This is a genomic window from Pseudomonas sp. M1 (assembly GCF_022760135.1).
Classification (GTDB): domain Bacteria; phylum Pseudomonadota; class Gammaproteobacteria; order Pseudomonadales; family Pseudomonadaceae; genus Pseudomonas; species Pseudomonas citronellolis.
The window spans coordinates 4783309-4809271 of record NZ_CP094343.1 but is presented as its reverse complement, the minus strand read 5'-3'; the positions used below and the strand labels follow the sequence as shown (position 1 = coordinate 4809271).

Genomic DNA, 25963 nt, shown 5'->3' with positions numbered 1-25963 from the left:
ACAGCCGCCATGGGCTCGAAGTGCAGGGCGCTGCTGGGTGCCGTTCTCGGTGCGATGCTGGCGATGGGGGCCTGGGCCGCAGAGGTCCAGGCCCCCGCGCCCTGGACGCAACTCGCCTTGCTGGCCCGTACCGCGGCGCTTCCCGAGAGGCCGCGGGTCGAGCTGCCTGAGTCGGACTGGCAGTGGCTGCGCGAGAAGCGCACGCTGGTGGTGGGGGTGGCCGCGCCGGACTATGCGCCACTGATCGTCACCGTCAGCGGCAGCGAGCTGGAGGGGGTCACCGCCGACTACCTCGGGCTGGTCAGCGAAGCGCTCAACGTCCGCATCGAGATGCGTCGCTACCCGTCCCGGCGCCAGACCATCCAGGCGCTGCAGGATGGCGAGATCGACCTGATCGGCCGCGCCACCGGCTTCGAGGCCGAGATCCCGGACCTGCTGCTGTCGCGCCCGTATTCCCTGAACCAGCCGGTGATCGTCGGGCAGCAGGACATGCGCCTGGAAGGCGACCTGCAACTGGCCGGCCGGCGGCTCGCCGTGGTGGGCGACTACTTCTCGCCGAAGGAGCTGGCCGACCATTTCCCCGATGCCGAGGTGGTGCATTTCGACTCGCTGCGCCGCGCCCTGGAATCCGTCGCCCTCGGGCAGGTGGACGCCTACGTCGGCGACGCCCTGAGCGCGCAGTACCTGATCAGCCAGGGTTACCTGGTCAACCTCAAGCTGCTGAACTTCGCCAACTTCAACGGCGTCGGCTTTTCCTTCGCCGCGCGCAAGGACGGCAGCCCGCTGCTCTACAGCGTCAACGAGGTGCTGCAGAACATCAGCGCCCAGCAACACCTGTCCATCCAGCGGCGCTGGAGCGTGGGCGGCGTGTTCTCCATCTCCAACCACCGGCTGAACCTCACGCCCCAGGAGCTTCGCTGGCTGGAGCACAACCGGCGGCCGCGCCTGGGCATCGACCAGTCGCTGGCCCCGCTGACCTTCTTCGACTCCCAGGGCAATTTCCGCGGCATAGTCGCGGACCTGCTGGACCTGATCCGCACCCGTACCGGCCTGCAGTTCGAGGTGGTGCCGACCTCGTCGATCTCCGGCATGTTCACCCAGGTGCGCCGGGGCCAGGTCGATGCCCTGGCCACCATGTCGCCCACCGTCGAGCGCGAGGCGCACGTAGACTTCACCCGGCCTTACCTGAGTACCTCCTTCGTGCTGCTCACGCACAAGGACAACACCCGGCTGAACAACCTCGCGGACCTCAACGGCAAGCGCGTGGCGGTGGCCCATGGCAGCTCGCTGGTGTCCTACGTGCGCGAGCAGTTCCCGCGGGTGAAGCTGGTCGAGGTGGACAACTACAGCGATGCCCTGCCGTTGCTGCAGGAGGGGAAGGCGGACGCCGCGCTGCAGCCGATGCTCACCGCCACCTTCCTGGTCAATCGCTACTACCGCGACCTGCGCATCGCCGCGACCCTGGACCTGGAGCCGGCGCAGATATCCCTGGGCGTCTCGCGGGCCGACCCGGAGCTGCTGAGCATCCTCAACAAGGCCCTGCTGGCGATCTCGCCGGAAGACATGGCCAGTATCATCAGCCGCTGGTCCACCAGCGGCGCGTCGCCGGACAGCGTCTGGGAAGGCTACCGCTCGCAGTTCTTCTGGCTGCTGTGGGGCGGGCTGGCGCTGCTCGGGCTGATCCTGCTGTGGAACTGGTACCTGCTGCTGCGGATGCGCGCGCGCCGCCGCGCCGAGCTGGAGCTGCAGGACCGCCTGGCGTTCAAGCGCGCACTGATCGACGGCATTCCCCAGCCGGTCTCGGTGCGCGACGCCGATGGGCGCCTGATCACCTGCAACAGGGCGTTCCGCGAGGCCACCGGGCTGCCGGAGGACCTGGCGGTGGGCTCGCAGCTGACGGACTGCACCTGGCTCTCGGCGGAACAGGCTGAGGGTCTGCACCGGGAATACCTCCAGGTGATGGCCAGCGGGGAGCCGGTCGCCGTCGACCGCATGTTGGAGATCAACGGCGAGACGCGCCAGGTGCACCATTGGCTCACGCCCTACCACAGCGCGTCCGGCAAGCTCCGCGGCGTGGTTTCCGGCTGGGTCGACGTCACCGAGCGCGAGCGCCTGCTCCAGCAACTGGAGATCGCCAAGGAGCAGGCCGAGGAAGCCAGCCGGGCGAAGAGCACCTTCCTGGCGACCATGAGCCACGAGATCCGCACGCCGATGAATGCGGTGATCGGCATGCTCGAACTGGCGTTGACGCGCAATCGCTGCGGCGGTTGCGGCGAACAGGGGCCGATCGAGGTGGCCTACGAGTCGGCCAAGTCGCTGCTGCTGTTGATCGGCGACATCCTCGACGTCGCCAAGATCGAGTCCGGCCGCCTGACGCTGCTGCCCGAACGGGCGCGCCTGCGCGAACTGATCGAATCGGTGGCCCGCGTCTTCGACGGCCTGGCCCGGCAGAAGGGCCTGCTGCTGAAACTGGAGATCGAAACCGAGGCCGCCTGCGACGTACTCATCGACCCGCTGCGCTTCAAGCAGATTCTCTCCAACCTGGTGAGCAACGCCATCAAGTTCACCGATGCGGGCAGCGTCTGGGTGCGGGTGTCGGGCGAGCCGCTGCCGAACGAGCGGCTGGCGCTGGAGGTGTGTGTCGAGGACAGCGGCATCGGCATCGCCGAGGAAGACCAGAAGCAGCTCTTCGAACCCTTCAGCCAGGTGCAGCGCGAGGGGCGCACCAACCATGGCGGCACGGGGCTGGGGCTGACCATCTGCCGCAAGCTGGCGGAAATGATGGGCGGCTCGGTGCGCCTGGAGAGCGTGGCCGGCATGGGCACCAAGGTGCACGTCAGGTTGGTGCTGCAGGTGCTGGAGCCCCTGGCGCCGGAAGACGATTCGATCATCCTGCGCAGTGCGGTGGTGCAGAGGACGCTGCGCGTACTGGTGGTGGACGATCACCCGGTCAACCGCCTGCTGCTGGCGCAGCAGCTGGAACACCTCGGGCACACCGTGGCCATGGCCACGGACGGCGGCGAGGCGCTGCAGATGTGGCGGCCCGGTGAATTCGACCTGATCATCACCGACTGCAACATGCCGGTGCTCAGCGGCTACAGCCTGGCCCGGCGAATCCGCGAGATCGAGCGGGAGAGCGGCGCGGCGCGTTCCCCCATCCTCGGTTTCACGGCCAATGCCCAGCCCGACGAAATCGTTCGTTGCAAGGAGGCCGGCATGGACGACTGTCTGTTCAAGCCAATCAGCATCGAGCAACTGCGTGAGCAGCTGGAGCAACTTCAGCGCGGCGAGATCATGCCGCCGGAGCCGGTTCCTGAAAAACACCCGCAGGAGGAGGGCGACCTGGACATCGGCGCCCTGCTGGAGATGACCGGCGGCAACGCCCAGCTGACGCGCAACCTGATGGCCGAGCTGGTGTCGAGCAACGAGGCGGACGCCGAACAGCTCGAACCCTTGCTGCACGCCCAGGACAGGCGGCGCCTGGCCGAGCTGGCCCACCGCATCAAGGGCGCGGCGCGGCTGGTAGGTGCCATGGCCCTGCATGATCGTTGCGCGGAGCTGGAGAAGGTCTGCACCGAGCGCGCCGAGTTCTCGACCTTGCGCAGTGCCGTGGAGCAACTGCGCAGGGCGCTGGATGCGCTGCAGGCCAGCCTGCATGGCCACCTGAAGCGACTGGACGAGGAAGGCCAGATCCGCCCGGCGCAGTCGGCCACCGAGGACGATCCGGCCTAGCGCCGTAAGGATGCCGTTTCTCCGTCTGGGAGAAACGGCATTTTTCATTTGGGCTCATGGCGTGGTTCGGGAGCCCAGCCGAATCGCGGACAGAGTTCGCTCCTACCCCCGGTAAACACCACACCCCGTGCCACCACCGCATGGGTTTCGCAGGCTCAACCCATCCTACGGGGCTGCCTTGCCGGCCACGCCGTGGGGCTCTTCGTAGGAGCGGACCCTGTCCGCGATAGCCGGATATATCGGCGCGATTCGCGGATGAGAGCCGCTCCTACGCCGCCCACCCGCACCATTCCCATGTAGGAGCGCGCCCTGCGCGCGAAATCGCGGGCAGGGCCCGCTCCTACAGTTCCAGGAAGGCACGGACGTAGGACTCCGTCCGCGATTGGGCTCACCGGCCACGCCGGAAATCCCGGCGGCACGGATGGCGGTGGAGGTCATGCGCCCTACGCTCCTGCCTTCGCCAACTCAAAGCATCGCTTAAATGAACGGCATTGGGCCTCACACCGGGCTGGAGCGCCCGGTCATCTCCCGCGCCATTTCGGTGGCGTAGCTGTCGGTCATCCCGGCGATGAAGTCGATGACGCGCAGGAAGGCCTTGTGCAGCGGCCAGTCGGGGTCCGGTGCGTTGTGCCCGAGCAGGTCGAGGATGCGCTGGTTCTTGAACGACGGGCTGCGCCCGCCATGCTGTTCCAGGGCTGCGCCGCAGAAGGAGTTGAGGAGGATTTCCAGGGTGGTGTAGGCGCCGATCTCGTGCAGCGTCTTGCGCTTGTCCTGGAAGATTTTCTGCCGCGCCAGGGCCTTGGCCTGCTGCACGCAGCGCTTGGCCGGGCCGCTCATGTGTTCGACCAGGTCGCCGCCCAGGCGGCCGTCCAGCAGGGCCTGCTTCTGCTCGACGAAGGCTCTTGCCGCGGCATTGCTCAGGTGCTCGATGGCCTTGCCGCGGAGGATCGCCAGGCGCCGCCGGCGGGAATCGCTGGGGCCGAGCTGGCGATAGGTCTCGGGGATGTCGTCGCCGACCAGGTCGAGCAGCAGGGCTTCCACCTCGGGGTAGTCGAGCAATTCCATTTCCAGGCCGTCTTCCAGGTCGATCAGGCCGTAGCAGATGTCGTCCGCCGCCTCCATCAGGTAGACCAGCGGGTGGCGCGCCCAGCGCTCGTCGTCGAGCTTGGGCATGCCCAGCTTCTCGGTGATCTGTTCCAGCAGCGGCAGCTCGCTCTGGTAGCAGCCGAACTTGTGCTTCTTGTAGCCGAGGGAGTCGGCGTGGCGCGCGGTCCAGGGGTACTTCAGGTAGCTGCCCAGGGTGGCGAAGGTCAGGCGCATGCCGCCGTCGAACTGGTGGTACTCCAGCTGGGTGAGCACCCGGAAGCCCTGGGCGTTGCCCTCGAAATTGAGGAAGTCGGCGCGCTCGTCGGCGTCCATGGCGTCCAGCCAGCCGCGCGCGGCGGCCTGCTGGAACCAGTGGCGGATGGCGTCCTCGCCGGAATGGCCGAAGGGCGGGTTGCCGATGTCGTGGGCCAGGCAGGCCGACTGCACGATCACCCCGAGGTCGCTGGGGTCGCACCATTCCGGCAGTTCGCCGCGCAGCATCTCGCCGACGCGCATGCCCAGCGAACGGCCGACGCAGCCGACCTCCAGGGAGTGGGTCAGGCGCGTGTGGATGTGATCGTTGCTCGACACCGGGTGGACCTGGGTTTTGCGCCCCAGGCGGCGGAAGGCGCCGGAGAAGATGATGCGGTCGTGGTCCTTGTGGAAAGCGCTGCGGCCGAGTTCCGCGCTGCTGTGCACGGGTTTGCCGAGGCGCTCGCGGGGGAGCAGGGTATGCCAGTCCATTCGCTCGTCCGATTGCTCGTGGTGCAGCCAACGCTACCCCTTGCCCGCGGCAATCTCAATCGCGGTCTACAGGCCTTCGGCGTCGATGTCGATCAGCAGCAGGCGGCGGCCCTGGTCGATGAACTGCCCGGCGGTCATGCAGTACTGGTTGGAGGTGGCGTCGCGGTAGGTGTTGGACAGCGTCAGCCGGCGCTCTTCCCAGCCCTCGGCGAGCAGTTGGTAGAAGTAGGGGCGCCAGGACCAGTTGTGGCCGACGTAGCGCCGGTCCTCCTTCCAGAACAGGCCGTTCCATTCCAGGTTGGGCGAGATCTGCGTGCCGTGGCGGTCGCACTGGTAGACGCGCAGCAGGCGCGGGAAGCCGTCGGGCGTGGGCAGGCTGGCCAGGCGCGCGCCGCCCTCGGCCCAGGGGCGCAGGTTGGCGACCAGCTCGGCCAGTTGCTGGCGCAGTTGCACCAGTCGGGCGCGTTCGCTCAGCTTGCGCTGCACGTAGCGGTCGCGCCACTGGCCGAAGGCGTCGAGATAGGCGTCGCTGGCGGGGAAGTCCAGGGCCGGGCGGGCGAACAGGTAGCCCTGGACGAAGCGCGCGCCGCATTCCAGGGCGAAGTCCAGTTCCGCCTCGGTCTCCACGCCTTCGGCGATGATCCAGCAGCCGGTCTTCTCGGCCATCTGCGCCAGCGCCTTGACCACCTCGCCGCTGGGGCCGCCACGGGCGGCCTGCTGGAACAGGCGCATGTCCAGCTTGAGGATGTCCGGTTGCAGCGCCAGCACGCGGTCGAGCTGGGAGTAGCCGGCGCCGAAATCGTCGATGGCGATGCGCGCGCCGGCGTCGCGGTAGCGCGCCACCACCTCGGGCAGGCGCTGGTTGCCGCCGCCCAGCTCGGTGATCTCGAAGACCACCCGGTGCGGGTCGACGCCGTGCTGCTGCAGTTGCTTGAGGCTGGGCAGCGGCTGGTTGGGGCGCAGCCGGCTGATCCAGCGCGGCGAGATGTTCAGGCTGAGGAACCAGTCCGCCGGCGCTTCCGGCAGGCGCGCCAGGGCGTCGTCGCGGATCTGCCGGTCGAGGCGGCGCAAGGTGGCCGGGGGAATCTTCGGATCGACGAACAGCGGGCCCACCGAGAGCAACTGGCCGTCGGCCTGGCGCATGCGGCCGAGGGCTTCGACCCCGGCGATGAGGCCGGTGGCGGTATCGATGAAGGGCTGGAAGCAGGCGATCGGTTGCCCGTCGATCAAGGGACACATCCTTAGTGGGAGGAAAAGGAAGGCGTTGCCGCCGGCCCGGGATTGCCTCCTAGCAAGAATGCAGCCAGGGCGCTCAGCCGCCCTGGTCCGCAGTCGGTTTCGCCGGTTTGGCCGCCGTCTGCCGCAGCTTGAGCAGCAGGGGCGCCAGCACCACGGCCAGGCGCAGCAGACGCACCAGGCCGCGTTTGCGACGCAGCATCAGGGCGGCCGCGGCTGCTGCGCCGCCGGCGGCCCACAGGGAGGCGCCGCCGCTAAACTGCTGGCGCACGCCCTGGCCCAGGTCGCGGGCCTGGCGCAGCGGCTGCAGGAGCTTCTCGCTTTCCTGGCGCAGTTGCTGGCGCTGGACTTCCAGGCGCAGGCGCAGCACCGCCTTGCGCAGTTCCCGCCGCGAGGGGCGGGGGGAGAGTTGCGGCAGTTCACTCATGGCAGCAGTTGCTCCCGGTCGCGGGCCAGTTCTTCCAGGGTGGCGCTGAACGGCGAGCTGTCGTCATCCACCAACTGGTACAGGCGCCAGGCGCACAGCCCGCCGCCCAGTGCATAGAAGGCGCACAGGCCGAGCACCGCGGCTAGCCGGTCGCTGTCCCAGAACAGCACCAGCACCAGCAGCGACAGGCCCAGTATCAGCAGCAGGGCGAACAGCAACGCCAGCCCGGCGAACAGCAGCAGCGCCAGGGTACGGCTCTTCTGTTCCTGCAGTTCCAGGCCGAAGAGTTCGACATGGCCATGCAGCAGGCCCAGCAGTGCGGCGCCGAAGCGCCGCACGGAAGGGCCATGGTGTTGCGGGGCGTCCGTGGCGTCGCTCATCGGTCAGCGCCGTCCGACCAGCAGGCCGAGCAGGAAGCCGACGCCGGCAGCCACGCCCACGGCCTGCCAGGGATGTTCGCCGACGTAGTCCTCGGTGGCGTCCACCGCGGCGCGGCCCTGGTCGCGCACGGCGCTCTGCGCCGCATCGATGCGTTCGCGGGCCCGGCCAAGGCCGGAGCGCAGTTGCTCGCGCAGGGCGTCGGCTTCCTCGCCGGCCAGTTCCGCGGAGGTCTGCAGGAGTTTCTCGGTATCGGCCACCAGGGCCTGGAACTCGGCCAGCAGTTCGTCCTTGGTGGTATTCGCGGTGCTCTTGCGGGGCATTGTGAGGCTCCTTGTGTTTGCGAGGGGTTCACTGGTTTCTGAGCCCCGTGGCGTTGGGAAGTTTCCCATAAATCGCCGGCGAAGCGGCGATGCAGAGCAGGGCCCAGGCCCGTTCATTGAAGACCAGTCCGCGCCGCTTCGCCCGTTTCACGCATGGTATGCCGCTTGCAACGCCATGGTGCGTCATCCGGTGCGAGTGCCCCAGAGAGGGGCGTTCAGGGACGTCCGAAGACCGCCGGAAAATCCATTAACCATATGAAAGACAACAGAAAAATCAAAAAAACAGAGGTGCCCCTGCGCATCCTCGTGTGCTGTGTGGAGCAGTGGGGTGGACCTTATCGGTGCGCCTGCGCTTCATGCTGGTGCGGCACGCCGGGGCGATGAGCTGTTTTGGTGCTTTTTCGGTCTGAGCCGGGGCTGCCTGATTCATGGAAAACCTCAACAGTGCCGTGGAAACCCTGATCCACGGTTCCAATACCCTGTTCATCCTGCTGGGCGCCGTGATGGTGCTGGCCATGCATGCCGGCTTCGCCTTCCTCGAGGTCGGCACGGTGCGCCTGAAGAACCAGGTCAACGCGCTGTCGAAGATTCTTTCGGACTTCGCCGTGTCCAGCCTGGCGTATTTCTTCATCGGCTACTGGATCGCCTACGGCGTGGATTTCCTCAAGCCGGCCAGCGAGCTGAGCGCGGAGAACGGCTACGCGCTGGTCAAGTTCTTCTTCCTGCTGACCTTCGCCGCCGCCATCCCCGCGATCATTTCCGGGGGCATCGCCGAGCGCGCCAGATTCGCCCCGCAGCTGTGCGCCACGGCGCTGATCGTGGCCTTCGTCTACCCCTTCTTCGAGGGCATGGCGTGGAACGGCAACCATGGCCTGCAGGCCTGGCTGGCGCTGAAGTTCGGCGCGCCTTTCCATGACTTCGCCGGCTCCGTCGTGGTGCACGCCTTCGGCGGCTGGCTGGCGCTGGCCGCGGTGCTGCTGCTGGGCCCGCGCAACGGCCGCTACCGCGAGGGCCGGCTGGTGGCCTTCGCGCCGTCGAACATCCCGTTCCTGGCCCTGGGCGCCTGGATCCTGGTGGTCGGCTGGTTCGGCTTCAACGTGATGAGCGCGCAGACCCTGGACCACGCCAGCGGCCTGGTGGCGGTGAACTCGCTGCTGGCCATGGTCGGCGGCACCATTGCCTCGTTGCTGGTGGGGCGCAATGACCCCGGCTTCCTGCACAACGGCCCGCTGGCCGGGCTGGTAGCAGTGTGCGCCGGTTCCGACCTGATGCACCCGGTGGGCGCCCTGGCCACCGGTCTTGTGGCCGGCGCGCTGTTCGTCTGGGTGTTCACCGCGGCGCAGACGCGCTGGAGGCTCGACGACGTACTCGGCGTGTGGCCGCTGCACGGCCTGTGCGGCGCCTGGGGCGGCATCGCCTGCGGCGTCTTCGGCCAGCAGGCGCTGGGTGGTTTGGGTGGGGTGAGTCTGGTCAGCCAGGTGTTGGGCACTCTGCTGGGCGTGGTCATCGCCTTCGTCGGTGGGGTGTTGGTCTACGGCGGGATCAAGGCGGTGGTGGGCATCCGCCTGAGTCAGGAGGAGGAGTATTACGGCGCGGACCTGTCGATCCACAAGATCGGGGCGATCAATCACGATTGAATGCTGTCCGTGCCATTGGGGGCATCCGGCGTGGCTGGTGAGTCCGCTCCTACGAAAAGCACTTCGGCGCAGGACAAGACCATTGCTCGGAGATATGGCGTTTTCCGGGTGTTGGGGTTCAAGAGCGCCCTCTCCCCAACCCTCTCCCGCAAGCGGGAGAGGGGGCAGTCCGTGCCGAGAAAAGAATTGGCTCCAGCCGGACATCACCGAGGCTGCCGGCTAACGCCATAACATCAAGCCCTGCCCAACGGTTCCCTCTCCCTTCAGGGCGGGGCGCGCAGCCGAGGGTTAGGGAGAGGGGCGGAGTTGAACCCGTGCGCGGATGTCACCGGCCAGTTCGCGAGCAAGCTCGCTCCTACGAAAAAACAAATGCGCATTCGCTCTTGCTTTTGGACTTCCAGAGAAACCTCCGCGCACTCCGAAACGCCCCTTCAGCAGGCCGAGCGAAACCCGCGCTCAGGAGGTCATGCGACATGGATGTCGCGAGAGCCCCGATGGGCTACAGGGACGTACCCTCGGGGCGGGCCTCCGTGGCGGGGGAGTTCGTGAGGGTAGCCCGGCTCCATCGGGCCCGTATGTCGGGGCAAGCCTTTTTGGTTCCTTTTTGCGGGGGGGGGCCTTCCACCGTTTGACAAAAGGGACTCGCCCGAGGGGGCGAAACAAGACGGTCGGGCAGACTCGGAGCGGCGCGCTACACCAAGCCTCCACGCCACTGGGTTATTCCCCTTCGGGCCAGCGCAAGCGCTGTTCGCGATGGAGCCGCGTCCCGCGTTCGCGGGAATGGCGGGGATGAGTTGGGCGCCACAGAGCAAACTCGTATAGCCCACATGAAAATGCCGTTTCCCCCAGGGAGAGAAACGGCATTTTCATGAGTGGCCCAAATTATCACCAAGGCCACTGGCACCAGGCCGGAAGGCCACTACGCATGGCCCCCGCCGGCAGTCCGCTACCAGAGCGGCATGGTGTAGCTGAGGATCAGGCGGTTCTCGTCCGCGGCATTGCCGGCAGCAGAGTTCCGGCTGAAGTTGCTGCGAGTGGTCGCGTTACGCCATTTCACGCCAAAGCCCTTCAGCGCACCGTCCTGGAACACGTAGGCGATGTCGGTATCGCGTTCCCATTCCTTGCCTTCACCGCTGGTGGTCAGCAGGTCGATGTTGTCGCCCTTGACGTAGCGGGTCATGAAGGTCAAGCCGGGGATGCCGATGCCGGCGAAGTTGTAGTCGTAGCGGGCCTGCCAGGACTTCTCGTCCTTGTTGGCGAAGTCGTTGATCTGTACGAAGTTCACCAGGTAGGGATCGGTGCCGTTGATGTAGGCGAAGCCGGTGTCGCCGCTCATCTTCTGGTAGCCGAGGCCGAAGGCGTGGTAGCCCAGGCTGTAGGTGAACATGGCGTTGAGCGCCTTGTTGTCGACGTTGCTGGTGCCGTCGTCGTTGGACTTGGCCCAGCGCAGGTCGGTCTTCAGCGACTGGCCCTCGGTGATCGGCAGGACGTAGGTCGCGGTCAGGAAGTGCTGCTTGTAGAAGTCTTCCAACTGGCCGTAGTGGTAACCGGTGCTGAAGTTCTTGGTCCAGGCGTAGGTGCCGCCGGCGAAGTCGAATTCGTTGGTGGTGGTGCCGGTGCGGAAGCTGATGTTCTTCTTGCCGCCGCCGGTGATGGTCATCTCCTGGTAGTCGGAGGAGTCACGCAGGTTGGTCTGGTTCAGGCGGCCGGCGTCGAAGGTCAGGCCGTCGAGCTGGGTGGAGTTGAAGGCGCCACCCAGGAACACCTGCGGCAGCAGGCGGCTGTCGTTGGGCATGATGACCGGCAGTTTCGGGATCAGGGTGCCGACCTTCAGGGTGTTCTTCTCGTAGCGCAGCTTGGCGGTCATGCCCAGCTTGCTGTAGTCGTCGGCGGCGTCGCCGCTGGCGGTCTTGGGCAGCAGGCCGGTGCCGGTGCGGTCCGCGCTGGAGTCCAGTTTCAGGCCGAGCATGCCGATGGCGTCTACCCCCACGCCAATGGTGCCCTCGGTGTAGCCGGACTCGTAACGCAGGATGAAGCCCTGCGCCCACTCTTCGGCCTTGCTCTGCTGGGCCGGGGTGGAGGTGCGGAAATCGCGGTTGAAGTAGAAGTTGCGCAGTTCGACGCTGGCCTTGCTGTCCGAGATGAAGTCGGCGTGAGCCAGGGCGGGGATGATGCAGGTGGAACCCAGCGTGGCCATGGCCACGGCGCGGGCGATCGGAGTCTTGCTCATTGTTATTGTCTCCTCGAGCGCTTTGAGCAGTTCGGTGATGCCTGGACTACGCCGGCATGTCGATCTGTTACAGCCTGCCTACTAAATCATTACAGGCTTTTTCCGACTCTTAGACCTTAGTCGCTGTTCTCCGAGTTATCCCGCTGATTTGCCTGGAATTGGCCTACCCCCTGTGCCCTGCACCAAAGGAGGGCCTTTCACTGGACCCAGCGCGGGTAGTAGCCGAGGCGGTCCTGTACCTGCGCGTCGTGGGCCGGGACCACGGTGATTTCCGAGTGGGCCAGGAGCATTTCGTGGACCTTCGCCAGTTGTGCCAGGGTCTGCCCGCGGTCGCGGTCCACCAGGCGGCTGCTGACCCAGAACTTCTGCCGCGGGCCGCTGAAGCCTTCCAGGCGCCAACTGGTGTCGCCGCTGAAGAAGAAGCGGCGGCCATCCTCCAGCGTGAGGAACAGGCCGACCGAGCCGGGCGTGTGGCCGGGCATGGGCACCAGCACCAGGCTGCCGTCGCCGAACAGGTCCAGGCTCTCGTCGAAGGCCAGGAAGGGCGTGGGCGAGAACGCGTAGGGCCGCCAGGGCGTCGCCGCGCTGAACTGGCTGGGGAACACCGCCGGCGGCTTGGCGATGTGGGCATAGTCGATCTCCGCATAGGGTGCCCACACCGGCACCTCGGGAAAGTCCACCAGCGCCGAGGCATGGTCCCAGTGGACATGGGACAGGTAGATGCGGTCGATGTGGATGCCGCTGCCGGCCAGTTGCTCGCGCACCGGATGCACCTCGCCGAAGCGGAACAGCGGCTTGTCCCACCAGGGCATGTCCCGGGCGAACTGCGCCTGCGCCTGGCTGCCCAGGCCGGTGTCGAACAGCAGCGTGGCCGCATGGTGCTGGATGAGCAGCGCTGTGTGGTTGACGCGCACCTTTCGCGTCCAGTCGCCGTCGGCCAGGGTCAGGGCGTCGAGGGTGGTGAGCCCGGAGGTGCGCACTAGGGCGAAGCGCAGTCCGTCGGCGTGGCCGGGCAGGCTGGCCAACCCCAGCAGCAGGGCGAGGAAGCATCTGGCGAGGCGCATGGTCGGCATCCTTTTCGGCGGCTCAGAGCGTGGGCAGGGGAAGGTAGCCGGGGAGGGCGCGGATGCGTTCCTGCCAGGCCTGCACATGGGGGTAGGCAGTGGTGTCCAGGCCGCCTTCGGGGGCCAGGGCGACGTAGGGGTAGACCGCGATGTCGGCGATGCTCGGCCCGGCCGTGTGGGCCAGCCAGGGCTGCCGCGACAGTTCCCCGTCGAGCAGTTCCAGGGCCTGGCGCGCCTTGGCCTGGGCCGCGCCGAGGTCGCCGGGGCGTTTGAACAGCTGGATGACCCGCGCCTGCGCCGGCCCGTGCTGGATCTCGTTGGCGGCGAAGCTCAGCCAGTGGGCGATGCGCCCCTGGGGCTCGGCGTCCAGCGGGTACCAGGAGGGCTCGGCATAGCGGCGCGCCAGGTAGACCAGGATGGCCTGGGAATCGCCCAGGCCGAAATCGCCGTCCTCCAGGGCCGGCACCTGGCCGCGCGGGTTGATGGCGAGGAAGGCGGGGCGCTTGTGTACGCCGCTGCGCAGGTCGACGTCGACCAGTTCGGCGCTCTGGCCGATCAGGCTGAGGAACAGGCGGACCTTGTAGGCATTTCCGGAGAGCGGGATGTCATGCAGTTTCATGGCGGTGTTCCTGCTGGGTGTTGTTGTCGGGAACGGCTTCGGCAAATATTAGACAGACAAGTCTGTATAGTTCAAGCTCGAAATACGGCCATCCCGTGCCCGCCGGTTCAAGAGCGCCGACGCCTCGCGCATAATGACCGCCCAGGAGGTGCCCATGACGTCCAGCAAGGCTTCCAGCAAGCGCGAGCAGTTGCTCAATACCGCCCTCGAGCTGTTCTACCGCGAGGGCTACCACGCCACGGGCATCGACCGCATCCTGGCCGAGTCCGGGGTGGCCAAGATGACCCTGTATAAGCACTTCAAGTCCAAGGACGAGCTGATCATGGCCGCCCTGGAGGAACGCCATGCGCGCACCTTGCGGCGTTTCGGCGATGCGCCGCGGCGGGCGCCGCGCGAGGCCATCCTGGCGGTCTTCGACAACCTGCACGGCTACCTGCACGAGGATGGCTTCAGCGGTTGCGCCTTCATCCACGCGGCCGCCGAGTTCCATGACCGCGGGCACCCGATCCACCGCCAGGCCGCCGAGCACAAGGGCTTCGTCGAGGCGTTCTTCCGTCGCCAACTGGAGGACCTCGGCGTGCACGAACCGGGCAAGCTGGCGCGGCAGCTGCAATATTTGCTGGAAGGGGTGCTGGTCATGGCGCACATGCACGGTCCGGCCGACCAGGCCCTGGAGGCGCGCGAGGTGGCGGAAACCTTGCTGCGCCAGGCCGGCCATTGACGGGGGAGGAGACGATGGGCCCTGAATGCCAACTGTTCGGAACCCTGGGCTGCCACCTGTGCGAGGTGGCTGAGGCGGTGCTGATGCCTTTCGTCGAGCACGGCCTGCTGGTGGAACTGGTCGACATCGCCGACCGCGAGGACTGGGTCGAGCGCTACGGCCTCAGCATCCCGGTGCTGCGTCGTTGCGACACGGGGGCGGAGCTGAACTGGCCGTTCGACGCCGAACAGGTAGCTGCTTTCTTGCGCTGCTGATTTTTCCTCCGACGTTTCTGCTCCTGGCGCTGCTCTGTGTCAGTCTTGCGCTGTCGTACCCTTTCGTTGGAGACAGCACTATGAAAATCGGATTCCTCGGCCTTGGCGGCATGGGCGCCGGCATGGCCGCGAACCTCATCCGCGGCGGCCACCAGGTGCACCTGTGGAACCGTTCGCCGGCGGCGCTGGAGCCGTTGCTGGCCCTGGGCGGCCTGGCGGCAACTGATCCGCTCGCGGCCTTCGATGCCGACGTGGTGATTTCCATGCTCGCCGACGACACCGCGACCCGCGCGGTGCTTCTCGACAGCGGCGCCCTGGACTCGGCGCGGCCGGGGCTGATCCACCTGAGCATGGCCACGCTGTCGGTGGCCCTGGTGGGCGAGCTGGCCGAGCGCCATCGCCAGCGCGACGTCGCCTTCATCGCCGCGCCGGTGTTCGGCCGCACCGACGTGGCCGCGGCCGGCAAGCTCAACATCCTCGCCGCCGGGCCCGCCGAGGCCATCGCCGAAGTGCAGCCTCTGCTGGACCTGATGGGGCAGAAGACCTGGCCGCTGGGCGACGATCCCCTGAGCGCGGCGGCGGTGAAGATCGCCGGCAACTTCATGATCGCCAGCGCCATCGAAGCCATGGGCGAGGCCTCGGTCCTGGCCAAGGGCTTCGGCGTGGAGCCGGCGCAGTTGCTGGAGATCATGGGCAGCACCCTGTTCAACGCGCCGGTGTACCGCAACTACGGCGCGCTGATCGCCGAGCAGCGCTACGAGCCGGCGGCGTTCCGCCTGGTGCTCGGCCTGAAGGACGTGGGCCTGGCCCTGGCGGCGGGGCAGAGCCGCCACGTGCCGTTGCCGTTCGCCAGCGTGCTGCGCGACAACCTGCTGGAAGCGGTGGCCCAGGGCGACGGCGAACGGGACTGGGCGGCACTGGCGCAGGTGGCGATGCGCCGTTCGGGGCAGGCCTGAAGCCAGACACGTGTAGGAGCGGACTCCGTCCGCGATGGCATGAACGCCGGCCTTGCCAGCGGAATCGCGGATAAATCCGCTCCTACGCTCTCCCGGACAGCATGTAGGCGCGCGCCCAGTGCGTGATTCGCGGGTGGGGAAATGCCTGCCGGGAAAAATCGCAGGCAATAAAAAACCCGCCGGTTAAGGCGGGTTTTTCGGGATTTGGTCGGAGCGACTGGATTCGAACCAGCGACCTTCTCGTCCCGAACGAGACGCGCTACCAAGCTGCGCTACGCTCCGTTTGATGGCGCGCATTCTACCGAAAAACTTTTGATGCACAAGGGGTTAGCGAAAATTTTTTCAGAAATATTTCCCGCCCCCCGAAAAAGCCGACGCCCCGCGGGACTCTGAGTCCGGCGGGGCGCCCGGGTGCTGGCGGTCGGGGATCAGAGATCCTTGACGGTACGCACCTGGTCCTTGTTCACGCGTACGCGTTTGCCGTCCAGTTGTTCGAATTCATAGAAACCGGTGTCGTCGTCGTACTTGGGCGTGTCGACGGACTGGATCTCGCGGCCGTCGTTCAGGGTGATGACGCTGGGGCTGGAGCAGCCAGCGAGTGCGCCAAGGCCCAGGACGAGCAGGAAAGCTGGGAGCGCGCGATTGATCATTCGTATATCTCCTGTACGAATCGAAGTTTGTTCGGAGTTTCCGACTGGGAGAGTAGTGGCAAAGTTCCCAGTAAATTCTCGAAAGACAGTGTATCGGCTGTCTAGCCCGGGCCGTTCAGCAGTTCGGGGGAGTTCAGGTTGGCCAGGCGGGGGTCCCCCTTGGCGCAGGCCACGGGACGCGCGCCCAGGGGCAGCAGGACCTGGCGCGGGCTGCGCTCGCCGCGTTGCCAGGCGGCTTCCAGCTGTGGCGCCAGGGCCTTGGGCAGGATGCAGAACAGCGGTTCCCAATGGTCGCCGTCGTGCAGCATGTGCGGCGCCTGTGGTTGCGCCGCGGCGGCCTGGCGCAGGCGTTCGATGAGCTCTTCGTCGAACAGCGGGGCGTCGCAGGGCAGCACCAGCAGCCAGGGGTGGCGGGCGGCCTGCAGGCCGGCGCGGATGCCGGCGAGCGGGCCGGGGTAGTCCGGGGTGTCGTCGTGCACCAGTTGGTCGGCGTAGGCCCGGTAGATGTCGGCGTTGCGGTTGCAGGAGATGATCAGGTCGTCGCTCAGCGGGCGCACGCGTTCGTGCAGGTAGCTGATCAAGGGCCGCCCGCGCCATTCCAGCAGGCCCTTGTCGCGTCCCCCCATGCGTTGGCCGCGCCCCCCGGCGAGCAGCAGGACGGAACAGGGCGGCAGGGTGGCGTCAGGCATGGCGAGGTCTCCGGAACGGGCCTGTGATATAACACCGGCATCCCCGTCTCTCAAGCAAGGACACCGTCCATGAGCCATTTGGCCACGCCCGAATTCGTGCCGCTGAACATCGCCGTGCTCACCGTCAGCGACACCCGCACGCTGGAGACCGACACCTCCGGCCAACTGTTCGTCGACCGCCTCACCGCCGCCGGGCACAACCTGGCCGCGCGGGTGCTGCTGAAGGACGACCTCTATCGCATCCGCGCCCAGGTCGCCGCCTGGATCGCCGAGGAGCAGGTGCAGGTGGTGCTGGTCACCGGCGGCACCGGCTTCACCGGCCGCGACAGCACCCCGGAGGCGGTCACCTGCCTGCTGGACAAGCTGGTGGACGGCTTCGGCGAGCTGTTCCGGCAGATCTCGGTGGCCGATATCGGCACCTCCACCGTGCAGTCCCGCGCCCTGGCCGGGCTGGCCAACGGCACCCTGGTGTGCTGCCTGCCGGGCTCCACCAATGCCTGCCGCACCGCCTGGGACGGCATCCTCGCCGAGCAACTGGACGCCCGTCACCGCCCGTGCAACTTCGTGCCGCACCTGAAGCAGGCCGCGCCCTGCGAGAGCCGCGGATGAGCGGCTGCGACAAGCCCGGCCTGCTGCCGGTCGAGGAAGCCCTGGCGCGGCTGATGGCGCTGGCGGCCCAGGCGCCGATTTCGGAAGTCGAACAGGTCTCCCTGGGCGAGGCCGAGGGCCGCGTGCTGGCCGAGCCGTTGCTGGCCGGCCTGGACCTGCCGCCCTGGGACAACAGCGCCATGGACGGCTACGCGCTGCGCCTGGCCGACTGGCAGGGCGAGCCGCTGGTGGTGAGCCAGAAGATTTTCGCCGGCATCGCCCCCGAGCCGCTGCAACCCGGCACCTGCGCGCGCATCTTCACCGGCGCGCCGGTGCCCCCTGGCGCGGATTGCGTGGAGATGCAGGAAAACGTCGAGGTGCTGGAGGACGGCCGCGTGCGCTTCCGCGAAGCGCTGCGCTTCGGCCAGCACATCCGCCCGCAGGGCCAGGAGACCCGCCAGGGCGACCAGGTGCTGCCGGCCGGCACGCGCCTGGGCGCCATCGAACTGGGCCTGGCCGCCTCGCTTGGCCAGGCCGTGCTGAACGTGCGGCGCAAGCCGCGGGTGGCGCTGCTGTCCACCGGCGACGAGCTGGTGGAGCCGGGCCAGCCGCTGCGCACCGGGCAGATCTACAACAGCAACCGCGCCGTGCTGAAGGCCTGGCTGCTGCGTTCCGGCTGCGAGGTTCGGGACGCCGGCATCCTCCCCGACGACCTGGCGAAGACCCGCGAAGTGCTTGGCTCGCTGGGCGGCGCCGACCTGATCCTGACCACCGGCGGCGTCTCCGTGGGCGAGGCCGATTTCCTCGGCGCGGCCCTGCGCGAGGCCGGCGAACTGGCGCTGTGGAAACTGGCGATCAAGCCGGGCAAGCCGCTGACCGTGGGCCACTACCAGGGGACGCCGGTGATCGGCCTGCCGGGCAACCCGGCCTCCACCCTGGTCACCTTCGCCCTGCTGGCGCGCCCCTACCTGCTGCGCCGCCTGGGCGTCGAGGCGGTGATGCCGCTGCGTTTCGAGGTGCCCGCCGGCTTCGCCTGGAAGCACGCCGGCAACCGCCGCGAATACCTGCGCGCGCGCCTGGAGAACGGCCGCGCCCTGATCTACCCGAACCAGAGCTCCGGCGTACTGCGCAGCGCCGCCTGGGCCGACGGCCTGGTGGAAGTGCGCGAAGGGCGGACGCTGGAAGAGGGCGAGGCGGTGCCCTTCATTCCCCTGAGCGAAGTGCTGTTGTAGGTGCAACTGTCTTGCCGGCTGCGCCGTGCTCGCCGGTAATGTAGGAGCGGACCTTGTCCGCGATAGCCGGAACCCCCGGCGCGATTCGCGGATAAGATCCGCTCCTACGCCGCCCCACCCGCACCATTCCATGTAGGAGCGCGCCCTGCGCGCGAATCGCGGGCAGGGCCCGCTCCTACACCTCCGGTAAACACAAGGCCCCGTAGGATGGGTTGAGCGAAGCGATACCCATCACCGCCACCGCACGGGTTTCGCAAGCTCGACCCATCCTACGAAGAGCACCCCGGCGCGGCCGGCAAGACAGTTGCTCCTACAGGGGACATGCCGTGCCTCCCGGCATTTGCCCGCGAATCTACTCACCCCGCCGCCGGCCGATGGCGCTGGCGGTATTCCCCCGGCGTCTCCCCGGTCCAGCCCTTGAAGCTGCGGTGGAAGGAGCGCGATTCGGTGAAGCCCAGGTACTGGGCGATGTCCTGGATCTGCAGGTCGCTGTGCAGCAGGTAGTGCTCGGCCAGTTCCTGGCGCAGTGTGTCGAGGATCTGCTGGTAGCTGGCGCCGGCCTGCTGCAGGTGGCGCTGCAGGGTGCGCACGGTCATGTCGAAGCGCTCGGCGACGCGCTCCTTGCGCGGCAGGCCGTCCTTCATCAGCAGGCGCAGGGCGTTCTTCACCCGTAGCGGCAGCGGTTCGTCGTCGTCCAGTTCGGCCATCATGGCCAGGGCGTGTTCTTCCAGGGTGCGCAGGAGGTTGGCGTCGGCCTGGCGCAGCGGGAAGGCCAGCAGGGGCAGCGGCACCAGCAGGGCGCTGCAGGGTTTCTCGAAGCGCACCGGGCAGCCGAACAGCCGCTCGTACTCGGCCAGCTCGGTGCCGGCCGGCTGCGCGTGCTCGAACCAGACTTCCTCGGGCGAGCCCTCGAAATCGGCGATCCAGCGCGCATAGAGCAGCCACGAGGCCAGCACGTTCTCCACCATGTGGCGGCGGATGTCGGCGGCCTGGTGGCGGCAGTTCCAGACCAGGCGCACGTGGCCGTCGCCCGGTTCGACGCGGCTCACGCCCATGTCCCCCACCAGCTTCTCGTAGGGAATGATGCGGTTCATCGCCTCGCCCAGGGTGGCGCAGTTCATGGTGATGTAGCCGAGCACGCTCCAGGAGCCCGGCTGCACGAAACGCGCGGCATGCAGGCCGAACAGCGGATCATTGGCGTGTTCGCAGAAATAGCCGAGCAGGCGTTCGTGGGCTTCGCTGGGCAGGCGCTGGCTGTTGTCGGCCAGCTGCGCGCGGGTGAGGTCGGCGGCCCGCAGGGCGGCGTCGACATCCAGGCCGAGGTGCTCGGCCTGGCGCAGGTACTTGAGCAGGGCGGGTACGGAGGTATAGCCGAGGGCGTGCATGGTGCGCTCTTGTTCTGGTGGCTCTATTGGCGACTGGCGCTGGCCCGATCCGACAGTGACAGGCCCGGGCGGCCGACTAGTATAGGCAGCCATTGCGAGCGACCGGAACAGGAGCACGGCAGGCATGCGACGCTGGAATGGCTGGGGTGAGGAAAGCACTTCGATGGAACTGCCCGGCTCGGGCCGGACCTTTCTCGCCGAGCAGATAGGCCCCGGCCTCGCGCTGCCCGACGCCAGCCTCGACGACGTGCTGGCCAAGGTGCCGGCCTCGCGCCTGGCCGAGCACCCACTGCTGCTGCGCGAACCCATGGACCGTCTGCTGCACGCCCGCGGCCAGAGCCTGCCGGACTGGCTGGCCATGCGCGAGGGCGAGTTCGGCCGCTTCCCCGACGGCGTGGCCTACCCGCAGAGCGCCGAGCAGATCCGCGAACTGCTGCGCTATGCCGAACGCACCGATTGCCTGCTGATCCCCTACGGCGGCGGCACCTCGGTGGCCGGGCACATCAACCCGCCGGCCTCCGACAAGCCGGTGCTGACCGTTTCCCTGGCGCACATGAACCGCCTGCTGGAGCTGGACGAGGAAAGCCTGGTGGCCACCTTCGGCCCCGGCGCCAACGGCCCGCAGGTGGAAAGCCAATTGCGCGCCCGCGGCTACACCCTCGGCCACTTCCCGCAGTCCTGGGAGCTGTCGACCCTCGGCGGCTGGGTGGCCAGCCGCTCCAGCGGCCAGCAGTCGCTGCGCTACGGGCGCATAGAGCAGCTGTTCGCCGGCGGCACCCTGGAGACCTTCGCCGGGCCGCTGGAAATCCCCACCTTCCCGGCATCCTCCGCCGGCCCCGACCTGCGCGAGCTGGTGCTGGGCTCGGAGGGCCGCTTCGGCGTCATCTCCTCGGTCAAGGTGCGCGTCTCGCGGCTGGCCGAGCAGGAGCGCTTCTACGTGGTCTTCCTGCCGTCCTGGGAACAGGGCCTGGCGGCCATCCGCAGCCTGGCCCAGGCGCGGGTGCAGCTGTCCATGCTGCGCCTGTCCAACGCGGTGGAAACCCGCACCCAGCTGACCCTGGCCGGCCATCCCGGGCAGATCGCCTGGCTGGAGCGCTACCTGAAGTGGCGCGGGGCGGGCGAGGGCAAGTGCATGCTGACCTTCGGCGTCACCGGCAGCCGCGCGCAGAACGCCGCTTCGCTGAAGCTCGCGCGGCGCCAGCTGAAGGGCTTCGGCGGGGTGTTCACCGGCACCCTGCTGGGGCGCAAGTGGGAAGCCAGCCGCTTCCGCTCGCCCTACCTGCGCGAGACGCTCTGGCAGGCCGGCTACGTGGTGGACACCCTGGAGACCGCCACCGACTGGAGCAACGTCGACAACCTGATGCAGCGCATCGAGGCCAGCCTGCGCGACGGCCTGGCGGCGGAAGGCGAGCGGGTGCACGTGTTCAGCCACCTGTCCCACGTCTATGGCGAAGGCTCCAGCATCTACACCACCTACGTGTTCCGTCCGGCGTCCAGCTATGCCGCCACCCATGAGCGCTGGCGCCGGCTCAAGCAGGCCGCCAGCCGGACGATCGTCGAGAACCGCGGCACCATCAGCCACCAGCACGGCGTGGGCCGCGACCACGCACCCTACCTGGCGCTGGAGAAGGGCGAACTGGGCATGGCCACCCTGCGCGCCCTGGCCGGCCATTTCGACCCCGCGGGCCGGCTCAACCCCGGCACCCTGCTGCAGGACTGACGCCATGTGGAACGCCGCCTGGCGTCGGCAGGCGCTGGCCGAACTGGCCGGGCGCGACTGGGACCTGATCGTGGTCGGCGGCGGCATCACCGGCGCCGGCATCCTCCGCGAGGCCGCGCGGCGAGGCTGGCGCTGCCTGCTGCTGGAGCAGCGCGACTTCGCCTGGGGCACCTCCAGCCGTTCCTCGAAGATGGTCCACGGCGGCCTGCGCTACATCGCCAAGGGCCAGTTCGGCCTGACCCGCGACTCGGTGCGCGAACGCCAGCGCCTGCTCGGCGAGGCGGCGGGGCTGGTGGAGCCGCTGAGCTTCATCATGCCGCACTACCGCGGCGGCTTCCCCGGGTCGAAGGTGTTCGGCGGCCTGCTGGCCGTGTACGACGCCCTGGCCGGCAAGCGCAACCACCTCTATTACCCGCTGCAGCAACTGCGCTACCTGGCGCCGGGGCTGAAGGAGGATGGCCTGCTGGGCGGCACGCGCTTCGCCGATGCGGTGGTGGACGACGCCCGCCTGGTCATGCGCGTGCTGGACGAGGCCCGCGCCGACGGCGGCGAGGCGCTCAATGGCCTGCGCGTGCTGGAGCTGAGCCGGGAAGGCGGCCGGGTGAGCGGCCTGCTGGCCGAGGACCGGGAGAGCGGCGAGCGCTTCGCCTTGCGCGCCGGCGCGGTGGCCCTGGCCACCGGCGCCTGGGCCGATGGCTTGCGCCGCAGGGAAGGCGACGAGCACATCCGTCCCCTGCGCGGCAGCCACCTGCTGCTGCCGGCCTGGCGCCTGCCGGTGGCCCACGCCTTCAGCTTCATGCACGCGGCGGACCGGCGCCCGGTGTTCGTCTTCCCCTGGGAGGGCGCCAGCGTGGTCGGCACCACCGACCTGGACCATGGCGACGGCCTGGACAGCGATGCCCGCATCAGCGAGGAGGAAGTCGACTACCTGCTGGCCGCCTGCGCGCAGCAGTTCCCCGCCGCGCGCATCGGCCGGGCCGACATCCGTTCGACCTGGGCCGGCGTGCGCCCGGTGGTCAGCAGCGGCGCCGTGCGGAAGAAACCCTCGGACGAAAAGCGCGAGCACGCCCTGTGGCAGGAGCCCGGCTGCGTGACCCTGGCCGGCGGCAAGCTGACCACCTTCCGTCTCCTGGCCCTGGAGGTGCTGCAGGCCTGCGCGCCCATGCTCGGCAAGACGCTGGAGGACAGCGGCTCAGCAATTTTTGCCGCAGTGCCCGAGGTCGACCTGCCCGGCCTGGGCCCGCAGCAGCGGCGGCGCCTGGCCGGCCGCCACGGCCGCAACCTGCCGCAACTGGCGAGGTTGCTGGCGGAAATCGGCAACGGGCGAGTGGGCGACAGCGACTGCCTGTGGGCCGAACTGGCCTGGGCCGCCGAAGGCGAGCTGGTGCTGCATCTGGACGACCTGCTGCTGCGCCGCACGCGCCTGGGTTTGCTGCTGGCGAACGGCGGCGCCGGCGAACTGCCGGCCATCCGCGCGCTGTGCCAGGCGCGCCTGGGCTGGGACGACCCGCGCTGGCACGAAGAAGAGCGCGCCTATCTGGAGCTCTGGCGGCGCTGCTATAGCTTGCCGGGGGGAGAGTGATGGGTATCGCAAGCTCAACCCATCCTACGTGGAGCCCGTGCCATCGGCGCGACGAGACCCATCACCGGCAAGGCCCCCTGACGAGAAGGATCGCACCTTGAGCGAACAGAGCTACCTGCTGGCCATCGACAACGGCACCCAGAGCGTGCGCGCGCTGCTCTTCGACCTCGCCGGCAACCTGGTGGGCAAGGGCAAGGTCGAGCTGGAGGCCTACTACTCCAGCCAGCCCGGCTGGGCCGAGCAGGACCCGGAGTACTACTGGGCCAAGCTCGGCGAAGCCTGCCAGTTGCTCTGGGCGCAGAGCGGCATCGACCGCAGGCTGATCCGCGGCGTGTCGCTGACTACCCAGCGCGGCACCGTGATCCACGTCGATGGGCAGGGCAAGCCGCTGCGTCCGGCGATCCTCTGGCTGGACCAGCGCCGCGCCGAGGTCGAGGGCCGCATCAAGGGGCCCTGGGGCTGGCTGTTCAAGCTGGCCGGCGCCGAAGGCGCGGTGGATTACTTCCGCAGCCAGGCCGAGGTCAACTGGGTCGCTCAGCGGCAGCCGGAACTGCACGCGGCCACGCACAAGGTGCTGCTGTTGTCCGGCTTCCTCACCCATCGCCTGTGCGGGCGCTTCGTCGATTCCCTGGCGTGCAGCGTGGCCTACCTGCCGTTCGACTACAAACGCCTGAAGTGGGCCGCCCCGCGGGACTGGAAATGGCAGGCGGTGAAGGTGCGCCAGGAACAACTGCCGGAGCTGTTCAAGCCCGGCGCCAGGCTCGGCACGATCAGCGCCGAGGCCAGCCGCCACACCGGCATCCCCGAAGGCCTGCCGCTGATCGCCGCCGGCGCCGACAAGGCCTGCGAGGTGCTTGGCGCCGGGGCCATCGAACCCAGCGTGGCCTGCCTGTCCTACGGCACCACCGCGACCATCAACACCACCCGTGCGCGCTACCTGGAGACCATCCCGCTGATCCCGCCGTACCCGGCGGCGATTCCCGATCACTTCAACACCGAAGTCATGATCTACCGCGGCTTCTGGATGGTCAGCTGGTTCAAGCGCGAGTTCGGCCTGCGCGAGATGCAGCGCGCCGCCGAACTGGGCGTGGAGCCGGAGAAGCTGTTCGACGAACTGGTCGAGCAGGTGCCGCCCGGCTCCATGGGCCTGATGCTGCAGCCCTACTGGACGCCGGGCATCCGCGAACCCGGCCTGGAAGCCAAGGGCGCGATCATCGGTTTCGGTGATGTGCATACCCGCGCGCACATCTACCGCGCCATTCTTGAAGGCCTGGCCTATGCGCTGCGCCAGGGCAAGGAGCGCATCGAGAAGCGCTCCGGCACCCGCATCGAGCGCCTGCGCGTGGCCGGCGGCGGCTCCCAGAGCGACGCGGCCATGCAACTGACCGCCGACATCTTCGGCCTGCCGGCGGAGCGCCCGCACGTCTACGAGGCCTCCGGCCTGGGCGCGGCCATCGACTGCGCGGTGGGGCTGGGGCTGTTCCCTGACTTCGCCGCCGCCATCGCCGCCATGACCCGCGTCGGCCAGGTGTTCCAGCCGCGCCCGCAGGCGCAGCGCACCTACGAGCGGCTGTACCGCGAGGTCTACCAGCGCATGTACCGGCAACTGAAGCCGCTGTACCGGAGCATCCGCGAAATCACCGGCTACCCGGCCTGAACTTCGCGCCCCGGTTCGATGGTCCATAGTGAATGGACTTCAAGGAGGGGAGGGGGACCATGGCGAAACCCGAAGCGATGCTCATCCTGCACGGCAAGCAGGCGGCCAACGATGAGGTGCGCGCGGCGGTGCTGGCGCGCCGCGAGGCCGGCTGGCGGCTGGACGTGCGCGTCACCTGGGAGGAGGGCGATGCCGAGCGCCTGGTCGGCGAGGCCCTGGCGGCCGGCTACCCGACGCTGGTCGCCAGCGGCGGCGACGGCACCGCGCGGGCCGTGGCCGAGGCGCTGTACCGCACCGATGCCGAGGCCAGCCTGGCGCTGCTGCCGCTGGGCACGGCCAACGACTTCGCCCGCGCCGCCGGCATCCCGCTGGAGCCGGCCGCGGCGCTGGGCCTGCTGGAGGAGGCGGCGCGGCCCATCGACCTGGGCGAGGTGGAGGGGCGCATCTTCCTCAACATGGCCACAGGCGGCTTCGGTTCCACGGTCACGGCCAACACCTCCGAAGACCTGAAGAAGGCCCTGGGCGGCGCGGCCTACCTGTTGACCGGGATCAGCCGCTTCTCCGAGGTGCACTCGGCCGAAGGCCACTTCCGCGGCCCGGGCTTCGACTGGCAGGGCGAATTCCTCGCCCTGGGCATCGGCAATGGCCGCCAGGCCGGCGGTGGGCACCCGCTATGCGCCCAGGCGCTGGCCGACGACGGCCTGCTCGACGTCAGCATCCTGCCGGCGCCGGGCGACATGCTGTCCGCCCTGGGCAGCCTGCTCGGCAGCGGCGGTGGGCTGCAGGAGCTGTTCGTCCGCGCGCGCCTGCCGTGGCTCGAACTGGAGGCCGGCGAGGGCCTGGCGATCAACCTCGACGGCGAGCCCCTTCAGGCCAGCCGGGCGCGCTTCGAGGTGCGCCCGGCGGCGCTGCGCCTGCACCTGCCGCCAGGTTCGCCGCTGCTCGGCGGCTGATCGCCGGGGCTGGCCCGGAACGGGCTTCTGAGGCATGATGGCGTTGCGCCAGTATTTCGTCGCCGGAATTCTGGCCGATACAGCGACACGCTATTCATCC

General features: G+C 68.4%; 22 protein-coding genes and 1 tRNA gene. 11 read left to right on the top strand and 12 right to left on the bottom strand.

The window, feature by feature from the left end; translation table 11 throughout:
• The first annotated feature begins 9 nt into the window (after positions 1-9).
• Positions 10-3732 (top strand): transporter substrate-binding domain-containing protein, encoded by a 3723-nt coding sequence (locus PM1_RS21085; protein WP_009621306.1) that lies wholly within the window; start codon positions 10-12, stop codon positions 3730-3732.
• 498 nt (positions 3733-4230) lie between these two features.
• Here PM1_RS21085 and PM1_RS21080 read toward each other — a convergent pair whose 3' ends face one another.
• From PM1_RS21080 to PM1_RS21060, 5 genes are all read right to left on the bottom strand, one after another.
• Positions 4231-5562: a deoxyguanosinetriphosphate triphosphohydrolase gene (locus PM1_RS21080; protein ID WP_009621308.1), complete on the bottom strand. Its 1332-nt coding sequence runs from the start codon at positions 5560-5562 to the stop codon at positions 4231-4233.
• A gap of 66 nt (positions 5563-5628) precedes the next feature.
• Positions 5629-6792: an EAL domain-containing protein gene (locus PM1_RS21075; protein ID WP_024128783.1), complete on the bottom strand. Its 1164-nt coding sequence runs from the start codon at positions 6790-6792 to the stop codon at positions 5629-5631.
• 82 nt (positions 6793-6874) lie between these two features.
• Complete coding sequence (locus PM1_RS21070; RefSeq protein WP_009621311.1) at positions 6875-7225, bottom strand: hypothetical protein; 351 nt, start codon at positions 7223-7225, stop codon at positions 6875-6877.
• Entirely contained in the window at positions 7222-7605 is a 384-nt protein-coding gene (locus PM1_RS21065; protein ID WP_009621313.1) for a phage holin family protein, read from the bottom strand. Before PM1_RS21065 ends, PM1_RS21070 begins: the two co-directional genes overlap by 4 nt.
• A 3-nt stretch (positions 7606-7608) precedes the next feature.
• Positions 7609-7926 (bottom strand): DUF883 family protein, encoded by a 318-nt coding sequence (locus PM1_RS21060; protein WP_009621315.1) that lies wholly within the window; start codon positions 7924-7926, stop codon positions 7609-7611.
• Between the two features lie 428 nt (positions 7927-8354).
• On the opposite strand from PM1_RS21060, the gene PM1_RS21055 reads away from it, so the two are divergent.
• The gene (locus tag PM1_RS21055) at positions 8355-9563 is read left to right on the top strand and encodes an ammonium transporter (RefSeq protein ID WP_009621316.1); all 1209 of its coding nucleotides are present in this window, start codon (positions 8355-8357) and stop codon (positions 9561-9563) included.
• A gap of 946 nt (positions 9564-10509) precedes the next feature.
• Here the strand turns inward: PM1_RS21055 and PM1_RS21050 are convergent.
• From PM1_RS21050 to PM1_RS21040, 3 genes are all read right to left on the bottom strand, one after another.
• Positions 10510-11793: an OprD family porin gene (locus PM1_RS21050; RefSeq protein ID WP_009621317.1), complete on the bottom strand. Its 1284-nt coding sequence runs from the start codon at positions 11791-11793 to the stop codon at positions 10510-10512.
• 197 nt (positions 11794-11990) lie between these two features.
• Positions 11991-12857: an MBL fold metallo-hydrolase gene (locus tag PM1_RS21045; protein WP_009621318.1), complete on the bottom strand. Its 867-nt coding sequence runs from the start codon at positions 12855-12857 to the stop codon at positions 11991-11993.
• Positions 12858-12879: 22 nt separating this feature from the next.
• Positions 12880-13476, bottom strand: coding sequence for a glutathione S-transferase family protein (locus PM1_RS21040; protein ID WP_009621319.1), 597 nt, complete (start codon positions 13474-13476; stop codon positions 12880-12882).
• A gap of 154 nt (positions 13477-13630) precedes the next feature.
• Here PM1_RS21040 and PM1_RS21035 point away from each other — a divergent pair, with 154 nt between their 5' ends.
• The 3 genes from PM1_RS21035 (at position 13631) to PM1_RS21025 (ending at position 15407) form a co-directional block, all read left to right on the top strand.
• On the top strand, positions 13631-14197 hold the full coding sequence (locus PM1_RS21035; RefSeq protein ID WP_009621321.1) for a TetR/AcrR family transcriptional regulator: 567 nt from the start codon (positions 13631-13633) through the stop codon (positions 14195-14197).
• 14 nt (positions 14198-14211) lie between these two features.
• A complete protein-coding gene (locus PM1_RS21030; RefSeq protein WP_009621323.1) occupies positions 14212-14451 on the top strand; it encodes a glutaredoxin family protein in 240 nt (79 codons plus the stop codon).
• An 80-nt stretch (positions 14452-14531) separates the two neighbouring features.
• A complete protein-coding gene (locus PM1_RS21025) occupies positions 14532-15407 on the top strand; it encodes an NAD(P)-dependent oxidoreductase (protein ID WP_009621325.1) in 876 nt (291 codons plus the stop codon).
• A gap of 205 nt (positions 15408-15612) precedes the next feature.
• On the opposite strand, the gene PM1_RS21020 is transcribed toward PM1_RS21025, so the two are convergent.
• The 3 genes from PM1_RS21020 to mobA form a co-directional block, all read right to left on the bottom strand.
• Positions 15613-15689: transfer RNA gene (locus PM1_RS21020), tRNA-Pro, on the bottom strand.
• A 146-nt stretch (positions 15690-15835) separates the two neighbouring features.
• A complete protein-coding gene (locus PM1_RS21015; RefSeq protein WP_009621327.1) occupies positions 15836-16057 on the bottom strand; it encodes a YgdI/YgdR family lipoprotein in 222 nt (73 codons plus the stop codon).
• Between the two features lie 101 nt (positions 16058-16158).
• A complete protein-coding gene (gene mobA, locus PM1_RS21010; RefSeq protein ID WP_009621328.1) occupies positions 16159-16746 on the bottom strand; it encodes a molybdenum cofactor guanylyltransferase MobA in 588 nt (195 codons plus the stop codon).
• 69 nt (positions 16747-16815) lie between these two features.
• Here mobA and moaB point away from each other — a divergent pair, with 69 nt between their 5' ends.
• A complete protein-coding gene (moaB, locus tag PM1_RS21005; RefSeq protein WP_009621330.1) occupies positions 16816-17355 on the top strand; it encodes a molybdenum cofactor biosynthesis protein B in 540 nt (179 codons plus the stop codon).
• Positions 17352-18566 carry a molybdopterin molybdotransferase MoeA gene (locus tag PM1_RS21000; protein ID WP_009621331.1) on the top strand — a complete coding sequence of 405 codons (1215 nt, stop codon included), beginning with the start codon at positions 17352-17354 and terminating at the stop codon, positions 18564-18566. Before moaB ends, PM1_RS21000 begins: the two co-directional genes overlap by 4 nt.
• 356 nt (positions 18567-18922) lie before the next feature.
• Here the strand turns inward: PM1_RS21000 and gliR are convergent, their stop codons facing one another.
• Positions 18923-19951: an AraC family transcriptional regulator GliR gene (gliR, locus tag PM1_RS20995; protein ID WP_009621332.1), complete on the bottom strand. Its 1029-nt coding sequence runs from the start codon at positions 19949-19951 to the stop codon at positions 18923-18925.
• Positions 19952-20075: 124 nt separating this feature from the next.
• Between gliR and PM1_RS20990 the strand changes: the two genes are divergently transcribed.
• The 4 genes from PM1_RS20990 to yegS all read left to right on the top strand — a co-directional run bounded on the left by PM1_RS20990 (position 20076) and on the right by yegS (position 25863).
• The gene (locus PM1_RS20990; RefSeq protein ID WP_009621333.1) at positions 20076-21671 is read left to right on the top strand and encodes an FAD-binding oxidoreductase; all 1596 of its coding nucleotides are present in this window, start codon (positions 20076-20078) and stop codon (positions 21669-21671) included.
• A 4-nt stretch (positions 21672-21675) separates the two neighbouring features.
• Positions 21676-23253 carry a glycerol-3-phosphate dehydrogenase/oxidase gene (locus PM1_RS20985; RefSeq protein WP_009621335.1) on the top strand — a complete coding sequence of 526 codons (1578 nt, stop codon included), beginning with the start codon at positions 21676-21678 and terminating at the stop codon, positions 23251-23253.
• A 97-nt stretch (positions 23254-23350) separates the two neighbouring features.
• Positions 23351-24910: an FGGY-family carbohydrate kinase gene (locus PM1_RS20980; protein ID WP_009621337.1), complete on the top strand. Its 1560-nt coding sequence runs from the start codon at positions 23351-23353 to the stop codon at positions 24908-24910.
• 59 nt (positions 24911-24969) lie between these two features.
• On the top strand, positions 24970-25863 hold the full coding sequence (gene yegS, locus PM1_RS20975) for a lipid kinase YegS (protein WP_009621339.1): 894 nt from the start codon (positions 24970-24972) through the stop codon (positions 25861-25863).
• Positions 25864-25963 lie beyond the last annotated feature (100 nt).